The following is a 12,440-nucleotide window of genomic DNA, read 5'->3' as shown; positions in this document are numbered from 1 at the left end:
CCTGTTTCTGCCGGTTAGAAATTCCAGAATAAAAAGCGTTCGTTCACATGCGAATTGCGTAATTAATCTGTATATTACAATTGCGGATTATTATAAGTAAATGCGGGGCTCTATACACATGGATAGACGTAGAGGCTTCGCATTTCAGTTTATGTGGAAAACGAACCTTGAGTTCAGCTTGGTGATGGATGGGCCTTCATCATGTCAGACCATGCTATTCCTAATTAGGTTATTGAAATGAGTAAAGCTGCCACGGATTCAGAGGAAGAAGTTCCCCAGGAATCGACGTTGGAAACGGATATCAAAGCGCTAAAGGAGATTAGTGCTAATTTGAAAATGGACTACAACGGTAATATCTCGCAAGTGTCATTTTCAGGTTCGAAGTTAGTGGATGCCGGGTTAGTCTATCTCGGTCGCCTGACAAAATTGAGAAAGTTAGATCTTTCAGGCTCAAAAGTGACTGATGAGGGGATGGTTCATATCAAACCCTTGAAGAGCTTGCGCGAAATTACACTACACGGGATCCCGATTTCTGATGTAGGCTTGGCAGAGTTCAAAAAATTGACCAACCTGGAAGTTCTCAATCTTTCACGTACCAAGATCACTGATGTTGGGTTAAAGCACTTGAAAGGTTTAGAAAATCTAAAAGAGCTTTTTCTGACAGGCCTGGAAATAACTGATGAGGGGCTCGCTCACATTTCCGGTTTGAAGAGTCTGGAAACACTCGGATTATCCGAAACACAGATTACTGATGAAGCGCTGGCCCACATTAAGGGTCTGAAAAAACTACGAGTCCTTTTATTGCGTGATACACATATTTCTGATGATGGGTTAAAACACATTAAGGGACTGACTCGCTTGCAGCGACTATGGTTGCGGAATACGGAAGTGACAGACGCCGGTATGAAGTATCTGGTAAAAATGAAAGATATGGAATGGCTGGAACTGAATGATACCGAGGTTAGCAATGCAGGAATCACGGAGCTTAAGGCTCTTGAGAACATCGTGGATATGAACCTGCGAAATACCGGTGTGACCGATAAGTGCATCCCTTCTCTCAAAAAGATGAAAAATCTCAGTACACTTTACATTGATGGGACTGAAATCACGGAAGAGGGTGTTGCCAAACTCGAAAAAGGGCTTCCGTATTGCCGTATCGAGAGATAATCGATATCTGATTTTCCTCAATACGACGAAATTCGTTTTTGTCTACGGTGCGAATCTATTTAGGAATAAGCTGATTCGTCAGGAATGGGTTCATCCTCGCTGCCTAATTGAAATCCCAATTCTTCGGGAAGCATAGTGGGTTGATACCCCAGTATTTCTTGCGCTTTTTTTAGATCCCAGCGACGTTTCGAACTCTCTCCCACGATCGTGATAACTTCGCAACCATCAATTGGTGCTCTCAGTGATTTCTGGTACGCCTGCATCAGGTCGGGGAATGGAACCCACTGTGGTCGGAGTGGGTGTGTTTTCCAGAGAGGGTGTTCGAGGTCAATCGGTTTGGGAATTCGCAGGCAGACAATAGACATTCCATATTCACGCGCATAATGGGCACACATGACTTCACAAAGTTGTTTTGTGAGTGCATACGATCCTACAGGCCGCGGTTCGGCGTCAGATTCAACCTGCTGTGGAGCCTGATAGCCTTGAACGGTCATAATGCTGCTCGTAAAGACGAATCGTTTCACATTGGCGTCACGTGCGGCTTCCAATAAATTGAACGTTCCTTTTACATTGACATCAAACCGTTTTCCATTGAGTTCATCACCTTCCATTGGGCCTTCATCTGCCTGTTTTGCCAAGTGGACAACGGCATCAATGCCCTGCAACGCAGCACGCGTTTGTTTGGAGTCAGTAATATCGAGTGGAATAAATCGGGAATCATTTCGAGCTGGATGAATGTCTCCCAGAATCAGTTCGTCATTGGTCTGCCAGTGGCGCGCGAAGTATCTGCCAACATAACCGGCGGCGCCTGTGATTAACACTCTCATTTCAGGGTACTCATTTAGAGAAAGAGGGTTCAGGATTGGTTTCAGGAAAATGACTGCTGGCAAACTCTCAGGATATTGCCTCCAATGATTTTTTGTACGTCGGTATCGGAGTAGCCCCGCTGCACGAGACCTACAGTAAACAGAGGCCAGTTCGTCCAGGCGATGCTGGTCCGCATTTCAGGGGTTTCTACAAACGGATCCGCAGGCCACAAACTGCGCCATGGTTTTCGAGAGCGTGGTGTGCGGGGTACTTTTTTGTTTTCCAAAGCACTGTTGCGCGATGTGTATGAAACATCAGTCCCGATTGCCACATGGTCGATACCAAATTTTTTCACAACATAATCGATCTGATCCAGTAACGCACTGATATCTCCCTTCCCACCCAGATAACGGGGAATACAACAGATTCCAATTAATCCTCCCGTATCAGTGATGGCTTTAATGACATGATCCGGTTTGCTGCGAATATGGTGGTGCAGTGTATTACAGGTGGTGTGACTGGCGACAACGGGCCGCTTTGAGACCTGAGCAGTTTCCAGGCTCGTTTGCCAGCCGGAGTGTGCGACATCCGGAATAATTCCCAACCGGTTCATCTCAGCGACCACTTCCCGACCAAAGTCACTCAAACCGGCGTTAGCGGGTTCTGCACAGCCATCGCCGAGCATATTACGGCGATTGTAAGTCATGTGCATCATGCGAATTCCCAACTGATAAAAGATTCGCATATATTTCATTTCATCGGTGGTTGTTACCCATTGCTGAGTTAAAGGAACACCATTGCCTGTCAGATATAAACAATGACGTCCGTCTTGTTTTGCCTGCAAAATGTCATCTGGGGTGACTGCCTTGGAAACAAAATCGGAGAGCATGTCTGTTGTATAAGTGAACCGAGCTAGTCGTTTGATGAGTCGCAAGGGGTCCTGCCCTTCCTCGCCAGCATTTTGGAAGACACAGGTTACTCCGGCCGCGTCGAATGCCTCTTTGAATTCCCGTTGCTCTGCTGGGTCGGTGACGCAGCGCGTCATTGACATATCTTCTCTTAAATCCTTGAGTTCAGCTGATGAAGCATGTTCTTTAATCGCCGCTGCTAACCGGTCGCCATCAACGGCGGCCCGCGGTGCAAATCCGTAAGCATCGAACACTAGTGAATCCGCATGGAGTTTTAGCCCATGTTCCAATTGCTTTGGTGTCGGTTTCAATATCTCCAATGCGACTTTTCGTGCATGGAGAATGGTTTCATTTTGAATGGGCTTGGGTTTCACTGGTGTCTTTGTCGCAGTTACTTCTTTTTCTGCCGCGGTTAGAATAGATGTTTTCGCTGCGCCCAGACTTGTGGCGGCGATACCTAGTGAAGTACCCAGGAACGAACGGCGGTTAACGGGGTTTTTCATGTTGAATTCCATTGGTGAGGAAGGTTGGTGTGGTAGGTTATCAGATACGATTATGCAGGTCCGCTCATTTTTGATCGCAGCCACAACCGCCACTTGAACAGCCCGACGGTGCGGGGGCTTCGTCAACGGGATGGAAAACAATCCGCCAGGCATAATTGGCATTAAGCTCTTGAGCGAGTATTTCTAAAGCAGGCATACGATTCCCCAGATAGTACAATACGACCGTTTGTTGATCGAATAATTGCTCGCAGTCAATGATTTCGGTGGGCATTCCGCGTTCTTGTATCAAACTTTGACAATCTTCTAAGACGTGTGTTGTAATATCTTCCTGCTGTAATAACTTTTGCTGGTCTGTAGGAGTAAACATGCGCAGAATCGACCCGGCAGGAGTGATCGAGTTATTCTGATTGATAGCCTTCGAAAGAATCTCTCCGATTTCTTCACCTCGGCTTGTATTTAAAATAATACGATCGCGGTGTGAAAAAGCAGCATCTTCTTCTGCCGAGAAGTGATCAATCCAGCCCATCGCTCCATATCGTACCAGGAAAAGATGATCGTGAATGTCTAGTTCTTCAAATGCGGATGCCTCGATCAGAATATTGCCGTTTTCTACTTTGAGTTCATAGCGAGTCAAAGGAAACTCTGGAAAGTCATGGCACTCTCCCGAAGCAACATCAAAAGTCCAGTCATGAAGCGGACAAGCGATTTCCGTTCCCGTGCCCTCTCCTTCGACCAGAGAAGCTCCCTGGTGTGGACAACAGTCATGAATGGCGTAAAATTGCCCTGGCTGTCCTTTGTTGGCGACATGGAAAATTGCGATCTCAGTTCCCTTAAGCGAATATACTTTACGATTACCTGGAGGAATTTCTGAAGCACTTCCCAGTGGAATCCAGTTCGTCATTTGCATTGGTCCATGGTCAAAATGAGACATTGCGGCTAAGCTTGTCTATACAATTTTATGAGAGACACAACTGGTAATTATACTGTTTTATCACCAAAGTTTCTGTATGTAGAGAAAAAATCAATGGCTGTACGACATATATTATTAGACATGGATGGGGTGATCGCCGATTTTATGGGTTCGATCCTGGAGCTACATGGTCAGGAACATCTGGCCGATCATTGGCCCGAGGGAGAAGCCGATTATGCAGGTGTTGTAGGTATGACGAAAGATGAATTCTGGAAACCCGTCGATGCTTTGGGGGGCCAATTTTGGAAAAATTTTCCTCCTTACCCCTGGCTCAAAGAGTTACTGGCTGTGCTGAGAGCAACGGCTCCATTTACCATCAGTACTTCACCAAGTCGTAGTGCGGCTTGTGCTTCGGCCAAAGTCGAATGGTTGCGACATCATTTCGATGAGCCACACTTCATGGATTTTATGATTGGTACGCAAAAGTACCTTCTGGCAAAACCAGATGTAGTGCTCGTGGACGATCAGCATAAAAATATCGATCTGTTTCGTGAGCATGGTGGTCAGGCAATTCTTTTCCCACAGCCTTGGAATGCGAATTTCGCGATCAAGGATAAGATCAGTTACCTCAAATCAGAGCTTCAAAAACTGGTTTGAGTGCAACGATCATTAGAAGAAGATCCAAGGAATGTGTACAGATGGATTGTTTTTTGAAAGAAAAGGTAGTTTTTACTATTCAGATAAGGTATCCTAAAAAGGGTTTCATAAATAAAGTTGTCAAATGAAAGTTGACGAATACGATATATAAGAGAGAATATATAAGTAGGCACACAGAAGATCGAAATACAGTGCTATTGGGACTGCTTTTGTGTTTTTAGTGTCTGCGGTTACTACCTTCCCAACTTTCCCCGTAGCACTGCTACCACCAAACCTCACAGCGTATCCTTCCTTTTGATTTTGGGATAGAACCTCGAGATGAAGTCTCTACTCTATCAATGCCTTGGTTGCATGATTTTACTTTCTGCTCTTTCTGCAAAAGCAGCGGAAGTACGACCAAAGGCAGCTTCACTTTCTGTTCATCCCGAAAAGGTCGTGCTTATCGGCAAACGATCTCGCCAGCAGTTACTCGTTTCTCGTATCAAGAATGATCAGACTGTTGACCGAACACGAGACGTACGGTTTCAATCTGATCAGACCAATGTCATTCAGGTATCTACAGCGGGAGTGATTCAGCCTCTTTCCAACGGCTCTGCCACAGTCACAATTTTTGATGGCGATCAACAGATCAAAGTGCCTGTTGAAGTAAAAGAGTTTGATAAACAAACTTTGATCGACTTTGAGCGTGATGTGCACCCACTATTTTCCCGTTTTCACTGTAATGGTGGTTCGTGTCACGGAAAGCAACGCGGTCAGGGTGGATTTCAATTATCCATGTTCGCCTTCGATCCAGAATTTGATTTTAACGCACTGACTAAAGAATCGCGTGGACGACGCGCGTTTCCCCTGGCGCCCGAACAGAGCCTGGTGTTGCAGAAGGGAGCTGGGAAAATTCCCCATGGTGGTGGCAAGCGACTACTGGCAGGCACTCCTTACTTTGAGCTTATGCAACAATGGATCACAGAAGGAGCCACCCGATCAGTCGCGGATGCACCGAAACTCGTTAAGATTTCGGCACAGCCCACTGAGCGCATCATGCAGCCTAAAACCAAACAACAAATGGTAGTCACTGCCTATTATAGCGATGGCTCCACACGCGATGTCACCGATCTTGCAGAATACATGTCGAGTGACAGTGTCTATGTTTCGGTGAATGAAGAAGGGCTGGTGACCGCTGGTTCGTTGATGGGTGAAGCCTCCATTATGGCCCGCTATATGGGGAACTTTGCTTCACTGAGTGTCACAGTTCCCTCAAAGAATTCTGTACCCGATAGTTACTATACAAAGTTGCCGCGACTTAATTTTATTGATGGTCTGGTTTGGGATAAACTCAAGAAATATGGACTCAAACCTTCTGAGCCTGTGAATGATGCCACATTTTTACGGCGGGTGGCTCTTGATACCATAGGTAGAACTCCCACCGCAGAAGAAGCACGGGCATTTCTACAAGACCCCTCTCCCAAAAAACGAGAGCGATTGATTGATTATTATTTGGAGCAACCAGAGTTTGGCGATCATTGGGCCAACAAATGGGCTGATATGTTGCGACCGAACCCTTACCGAGTTGGTATCAAAACCGTGCTGAACTTCGATGCCTGGATTCGAGAGTCGTTTCACCAGAATAAGCCTCTGGATCAATTTACGCGTGAATTACTAACAGCTCGCGGGGGAACCTGGCACAATGGCGCGGTAACATTATTTCGCGATCGACGTGAGCCAAAGGAGCTAACGACAGCGGTCAGTCAGATCTTTCTTGGAATCCGATTAAGTTGTGCTCAATGTCATCACCATCCTTCAGAAATCTGGGGGCAGGATGATTTCTACAGCTTCGCTGCCTACTTTGCAAAGGTAGGTCGCAAAGGCCGTGGAATCTCAACTCCGATTTCGGGATCAGAAGAAATTGTGTTTACTGCGAATTCAGGAAGTGTCAAACATCCACTTACCAACGCAGTACTTGAGCCACGCCCCTTGTTCGGAGAAGTTCCTAAAATAAAACCGGATCAGGATCCTAGAGAAGTGCTGGCTGACTGGATCACTTCGCCACAGAATCATTTCTTTGCAGAAGTGAGTGCGAATCGTATCTGGGCCGATCTGATGGGTCGCGGAATTGTAGAACCTATCGATGATTTCAGAGAAAGTAATCCTCCCTCTAATGCACCACTGGTAAAGGCGTTGGGGCAGTATTTCCGAGATCAGAAATTTGATCAAAAAAAATACATTAAAGCGATTCTTAGTTCGTACGTTTACAGTTTGAGTTCGCTACCCAATGAAACCAATGTAGGCGATGGACGCAATTATTCGCGATATTACCGTCAACGTCTGCGAGCAGAAGTTTTGCTGGATAGCATCAGTGAACTGATCGGTGTTCCTGATTCATTTGTCGCGATGCCCGCCAATTCAACGGCTAAGCAGCTTTGGACGCATCGTGTGAGTTCAGTATTCCTGGATTCGTTTGGACGGCCCGATCCCAATCAGGATCCTCCCTGTGAACGGACTACGGAAACAACAGTGGTGCAGGTATTGCATATGATGAATTCACGCGAGTTATATTCTCGCATTCAGTCATCAACAGGAAATTGTGCCAAGTGGGCCAAGAGCAAAATGACTCCCGATCAAATTATGGAAGAGTTATATTTAACGGCCTATTCGCGCTATCCGACATTAGAAGAAAAACGACTCGGACGCTCCCTTTTTGAAAAAGAAGGGGCGAATCGTCAGCAAGTAATTGAAGATTTGATGTGGGCTTTATTGAATACTCCGGAGTACCTTTTCAAAAACTAGAGTCCCCTACTCTTACAGTGAATGGTTGACTTACAACAAAAGTAACAGGACCAGAAATGAAAAACGTTTCAAAAAATTGTAATGGAATCACTAGACGGAATTGTTTGCAACTGGGCTTGGGTGCGCTAACAGGTTTGGGAATGGTCGATCTCTTGCGTTTGCAGTCACTCGCCAAAGGGACTACTGCTCAACAACCGAAGGCGAAAGCCAAGAGTGTGATTCTAATTTGGATGGACGGCGGTCCGACTCATTATGAGACGTTTGACCCTAAGCCAGAGGCTCCCGTGGAAATCCGTGGTGAATTTAATCCGATTGCGACCAAAGTTCCCGGAGTTCAGTTTTCGCAACATATGACGCGATTGGCTTCTATCTTTGATAAATATACAGTGATTCGTTCGATCCGTCACAATCAGGGAAATCATGGTGCCGGTAATCACTATATGATGACCGGTGCACCACCACGTATTCCAGTGGGCTGTGGTTCTTATGTGAGTTTTCATCCCAGTATGGGCTCGGTCGTCGCACATCAAAAACCGACGACGAATAATTTGCCTGCGTATTTCTCTATGCCGCGTATGTCGCGTTCCGGTGGACCCAATTTCCTGGGTGCTAAATATGCACCCTTTGTCGTTTCTGACAATCCTAATAGCAAAGGCTTCCGTGTGCGTGATCTGGCGCTTCCCAGTGGTTTGACCGATGCGCGTTATCAAGGCCGTCGCAATTTAAGGGAACAGGTAGATCAACTTAAACGTATCAAAGACAAAGTTGCCGGTGATCCGGTTGCGAATTTGGATGAATATTACGAGCAGGGTTATAGCCTGGTTGCATCGACTGAAGCACAAAAAGCGTTTCAAATTGAGAGTGAGCCAGGCAAACTGCGTGACAAATATGGACGCACTTCTTTTGGTCAGCGTGCTCTCCTAGCCCGTCGGCTTTCAGAAGCGGGTGTGCCCTTCATCACCCTGTATGAGGGTGGTTGGGACCATCATGGTAGTTTGTTTAAGACATTCAATTCAAGAATGCCTGCCTTCGAAAATACCATCGCAACGCTGATTGAAGATCTCGACGAGCGTGGTTTATTGGAAACGACCATGGTGCTGGCGTTAGGTGAATTCGGGCGTACTCCCAAAATCAATCCAGGCGGCGGTCGCGATCACTGGTCGAATGCGATGTCAGTTTTGATGGCGGGTGGCGGTGTTCCCGGTGGCTTGGCACTTGGGGCAACCGACAAAGCCGGTTACTCTGCAGTCGAACGCGTACTCTCCCCTGAAAACTTTGTCTCAACCATTTACACTAAGATGGGCATCGATCCTGACAAAGTCCTGTATACACCGGAGGGACGTCCGTCGCACTTGGTGAGCGACCCGACTCCGATTCCCGAGCTATTCGTATAAAAATTTTGAACCTGACTGAGAATGATCTTACCGATGTCATCTACCGCGCGGATTTTGCCTGTTGTCCTTTCGATATCATGTGTTCTCGGTCTGTTTTCTTCTTCTATGGCAGCACCGCCTGACATTCGTTATTTGAATCCGGCAGGAGGCCAAGTCGGTCAGAAAGTAGATGTGACCATTGACAAAAACCTGGGAACGTTACCGGTTTCGGTTTGGACTTCTGCTCCTGGCTTAATGGTGATGATTCCGAAGAAACCGGCCAAAGGCAAAGAAAAACAGATTACGATTCAAATTGATGCTTCTGCAAAGCCCGGATTGTATTGGTTACGATTTCATAATGCAGAGGGGGCTTCAGGAATTCGACCGTTCCTTGTGGGCACACTTCCCGAACAATCAGAAACCGAGCCTAACAATGATCTGGCTCATGCACAAAAATGCCCACAGCCGGCTGTTACCATCAACGGAGTATTATCGAAAAGTGGAGACGTTGATACTTATTCCGTTGCATTGAAAAAAGGACAAACTTTGGTGGTTTCTCAAACCGCCAATGAACAGCTTGGTTCACCAATGGATGGAGTATTGCAGATTCTCAATCATCGCGGGACTGTGCTGTCTTTGATTGATGATACACTTTGGTTTGATCCGCGAATTGTGTTTACTGCTCCTGAAGAGGGAACCTATTATATCAGGACGTTTGCGTTTCCCGCTGATCCTAACAGTACCATTCGTTTTGCAGGCAGTGGTTCTTACATCTATCGCCTTACTTTTTCGACTGGTCCTTTTGTCGATCATAGTTTGCCACTTGCCTATCATAAGTCAGCTTCCAAACCAGTGAGACTGGAAGGCTGGAATCTTCCCGACCATCTCAGGTCACATCAACCTAACAAAGATGAAACCAATTCAACTGCTTTGATCAGCAATCCTCAGTTAGCGAATTGGTTAAAAATTCCTATGAGCACAACGCCGACTCTACTGGAGTCAAACGAGAGCCAACAGGAAAAAGGGCAGCCGCTTTCCATTCCCACAAGTATCACTGGGAAAATATCGAAACCAGAAGAAATCGATGTTTATCACTTCACTGCTAAGAAAGGTGAGAAGCTAACATTCAAAGTAGACTCGCATACAATGGGTTATCCTCTGGATGCCCATTTGAAACTGTTTGATGCCAAAGGCAAGCTTTTGAAAGAAGTTGACGATCCCGTGCGAAATCATTTTGACGCGCGATTCGACTATAGCATTCCCGCAGATGGTGAATATCGTCTGCAAGTGACTGATCGTTATCAACATGGTGGGTTTCGCCACGTCTACTTGTTATCGATTCACCCGACCGAGGCCAATTTCGAACTGCAAACGCCTGAAGAACAATACACTTTAACGACGGGCGAAAAACCTTTAGAGATTGAAGTCACGATCAATCGTCTGAGCCCCCGCTTTAACGATGATATTGAAATCAGCCTGGCTGGTTTACCAAAAGGGGCGACTTGTAAAACAATCGTTTCTAAAGTCAAAGAAAAGACGGGGAAATCAGTCAAACTGAAACTGGAAGCCAAACCCGATGTGGTCTTTCAAGGACCCATCGAAATCAAAGGTATCAGCCTGAAAGACAAAACAAAAGTGCGCACCGCGAGTGCTGTCATCAAAGGCATCAGCCCCAAACGCAACACAGCCCGCCCGAAACCCGATCTCAAACTGCCTTATCTATGGTTGACCCTTAAGAAGAAGTAAGTAAATTTGTCAGAGCAGAACCTTTTTATAAAGTCTGATTTGCTTTCCAGTGTACTTGTTTCTGCCTGAAAATTTCTGTGGGGCGATGGGGAATCTCTTTTGAACTTGAAAAAGTATTGTCCCAATCCAGGTTCAATGTGTCTGAACCTGGAGCAGTACCTGCTCGGGCGCTTAATGAAGGGGTGCGTTCGAATTGGATCGGTGGTGCCACCCGCGTAAGCAGACCGAGGCGACTATCCTGATCGATCAGATATGTTTCAAGGTCTTCCTGGCTGATCGGCACAGGGGTCTCGGTATTATTGTGGTATCGGGTTGCCAGCATTGCGGTCTTGGCGAGAGCCACACGGACGAGCCAGCTTCCTCCCTCTGTAGCACGACGTATGAGTGCCGCCGTCACACCCAGAGCTCCCAAAATTCCCGTGCCGTAATCGTTAAAATAAGCTGGAATCAGACTAAGTCGTTCTTTTCCTGCACTGTGGATTTTGGCGAGGCCGGTACAACTCTGTGCCAGTTGTTCCCAGCCGCGGCGCTCTGCCCACGGTCCTTGAAATCCATAACAGTCCAGTTGTACTATGATCAAATTCTTTTTTCGTTGTATCAATTCCTCAATCGTAAAGCCTGCCTGCTTCATTGCGCCATGTCGAAGACCATCAATGAATACATCCGCGGTTTCGAGTAATTGGAAAATATGGTTACGGTCGCGCTGGGACTGATAATCCAAGTACGCGGATTTCTTACCCCAACCGGTTTCTATTTCAAATGGGAAAATGTGATCCAGATAAGGATGGCGTCCGTGAATGACGTCCGCTCCTTGTTCGGCCAGACTACGGCCTATAGTTGGTCCTGCAAGCACTCGTGCGAATTCAAGTACTCTCGTTTTTTCGAGCGGACGAATGGCATCTTCTGTAAATGGTTCCGGTTGACCATCGGCAATTTTCGTCAATTCAATCACAGGTCTCGTTGCAATGGCTTTACCTTGTGGATGGGCCAGCCATTCTTCCTTGTCTCGGACGATGGAAGTGCAAAGCCCTAGTTCGGAAAGTTGGTCTTCTAGGTCTTGCGCGTCATATTGTAAGGTTGCCTGCGCAATCGCGTCATGCGTTCCCACACAGTTCAGAAACTTGAGAATCCCTTCCCGTAAGTGAGTGTAGGCTCCGTTATACATCACATGCCGACGATCCTTAGTTTGGAAAAAGTTATTCACAGGCGTGTGTACGGGAGAAATATCGAGCTGCCAACCCTCTTGAAAATGATAGGCAACCGAATTTAATATCAATCCTGCATGCCGACGATCGACACGAATCGCTTGTGAGCCCAGTCCTCTCATCTGGCCGACCGTAGCGGTTGCTTTTCCAAATGCTCCTAGTGCTGCCGCTGCGAAATCATGTGTCGCAACCGGAGAATCGATATATCCCGGTTTCTGGATAATTTCGAGGGGACTTTCCGTATCAAAATCGATTTCCAATGGTTCAACGATTTCATTAAAAATGCGTTGTTGTGTTTCGGTTCCATGCATTTTGAATTGTGCCTGATCTCTAAGGTATTCATTCCTGATTCATCTTTCTGACCTGAGAGATAATAGCGGATT

9 protein-coding genes are annotated in these 12,440 nt (G+C 46.5%); 5 read left to right on the top strand and 4 right to left on the bottom strand.

Annotated elements, in window-relative coordinates:
* The first annotated feature begins 237 nt into the window (after window positions 1-237).
* On the top strand, window positions 238-1,167 hold the full coding sequence (locus tag V202x_RS26955) for a leucine-rich repeat domain-containing protein (protein ID WP_145180150.1): 930 nt from the start codon (window positions 238-240) through the stop codon (window positions 1,165-1,167).
* A gap of 59 nt (window positions 1,168-1,226) precedes the next feature.
* Here the strand turns inward: V202x_RS26955 and V202x_RS26950 are convergent, their stop codons facing one another.
* From V202x_RS26950 to V202x_RS26940, 3 genes are all read right to left on the bottom strand, one after another.
* Window positions 1,227-1,994 carry an NAD-dependent epimerase/dehydratase family protein gene (locus V202x_RS26950; protein WP_145180148.1) on the bottom strand — a complete coding sequence of 256 codons (768 nt, stop codon included), beginning with the start codon at window positions 1,992-1,994 and terminating at the stop codon, window positions 1,227-1,229.
* A 41-nt stretch (window positions 1,995-2,035) separates the two neighbouring features.
* A complete protein-coding gene (locus V202x_RS26945; protein WP_145180146.1) occupies window positions 2,036-3,385 on the bottom strand; it encodes a dipeptidase in 1,350 nt (449 codons plus the stop codon).
* 64 nt (window positions 3,386-3,449) lie between these two features.
* On the bottom strand, window positions 3,450-4,286 hold the full coding sequence (locus tag V202x_RS26940) for a Rieske 2Fe-2S domain-containing protein (RefSeq protein ID WP_197993123.1): 837 nt from the start codon (window positions 4,284-4,286) through the stop codon (window positions 3,450-3,452).
* Between the two features lie 123 nt (window positions 4,287-4,409).
* Here V202x_RS26940 and V202x_RS26935 point away from each other — a divergent pair, with 123 nt between their 5' ends.
* The 4 genes from V202x_RS26935 (at window position 4,410) to V202x_RS26920 (ending at window position 10,852) form a co-directional block, all read left to right on the top strand.
* The gene (locus V202x_RS26935) at window positions 4,410-4,952 is read left to right on the top strand and encodes a 5' nucleotidase, NT5C type (RefSeq protein ID WP_197993122.1); all 543 of its coding nucleotides are present in this window, start codon (window positions 4,410-4,412) and stop codon (window positions 4,950-4,952) included.
* A 318-nt stretch (window positions 4,953-5,270) separates the two neighbouring features.
* Window positions 5,271-7,733: a DUF1549 domain-containing protein gene (locus V202x_RS26930; protein ID WP_145180140.1), complete on the top strand. Its 2,463-nt coding sequence runs from the start codon at window positions 5,271-5,273 to the stop codon at window positions 7,731-7,733.
* 56 nt (window positions 7,734-7,789) lie between these two features.
* Window positions 7,790-9,127 (top strand): DUF1501 domain-containing protein, encoded by a 1,338-nt coding sequence (locus V202x_RS26925; protein WP_145180138.1) that lies wholly within the window; start codon window positions 7,790-7,792, stop codon window positions 9,125-9,127.
* Between the two features lie 33 nt (window positions 9,128-9,160).
* Window positions 9,161-10,852 carry a PPC domain-containing protein gene (locus V202x_RS26920; RefSeq protein WP_197993121.1) on the top strand — a complete coding sequence of 564 codons (1,692 nt, stop codon included), beginning with the start codon at window positions 9,161-9,163 and terminating at the stop codon, window positions 10,850-10,852.
* Window positions 10,853-10,877: 25 nt separating this feature from the next.
* Here V202x_RS26920 and V202x_RS26915 read toward each other — a convergent pair whose 3' ends face one another.
* On the bottom strand, window positions 10,878-12,368 hold the full coding sequence (locus V202x_RS26915) for a CoA transferase (RefSeq protein ID WP_145180135.1): 1,491 nt from the start codon (window positions 12,366-12,368) through the stop codon (window positions 10,878-10,880).
* Between the last annotated feature and the right edge of the window lie 72 nt (window positions 12,369-12,440).

The organism is Gimesia aquarii, from assembly GCF_007748175.1.
In the GTDB taxonomy this organism is placed as follows: Bacteria; Planctomycetota; Planctomycetia; order Planctomycetales; family Planctomycetaceae; genus Gimesia; species Gimesia aquarii_A.
Note: the sequence above shows the minus strand (reverse complement) of the source record. Positions and strands in the feature narration are given on the sequence as shown.

Coding starts and splice junctions, on each gene's coding strand:
- V202x_RS26950 (WP_145180148.1), bottom strand. CDS start 1,994: ATGAGAGTGTTAATCACAGGCGCCGCCGGTTATGTTGGCAGATACTTC.
- V202x_RS26935 (WP_197993122.1), top strand. CDS start 4,410: ATGGCTGTACGACATATATTATTAGACATGGATGGGGTGATCGCCGAT.
- V202x_RS26920 (WP_197993121.1), top strand. CDS start 9,161: ATGTCATCTACCGCGCGGATTTTGCCTGTTGTCCTTTCGATATCATGT.
- V202x_RS26955 (WP_145180150.1), top strand. CDS start 238: ATGAGTAAAGCTGCCACGGATTCAGAGGAAGAAGTTCCCCAGGAATCG.
- V202x_RS26940 (WP_197993123.1), bottom strand. CDS start 4,286: ATGACGAACTGGATTCCACTGGGAAGTGCTTCAGAAATTCCTCCAGGT.
- V202x_RS26930 (WP_145180140.1), top strand. CDS start 5,271: ATGAAGTCTCTACTCTATCAATGCCTTGGTTGCATGATTTTACTTTCT.
- V202x_RS26945 (WP_145180146.1), bottom strand. CDS start 3,385: ATGAAAAACCCCGTTAACCGCCGTTCGTTCCTGGGTACTTCACTAGGT.
- V202x_RS26915 (WP_145180135.1), bottom strand. CDS start 12,368: ATGCATGGAACCGAAACACAACAACGCATTTTTAATGAAATCGTTGAA.
- V202x_RS26925 (WP_145180138.1), top strand. CDS start 7,790: ATGAAAAACGTTTCAAAAAATTGTAATGGAATCACTAGACGGAATTGT.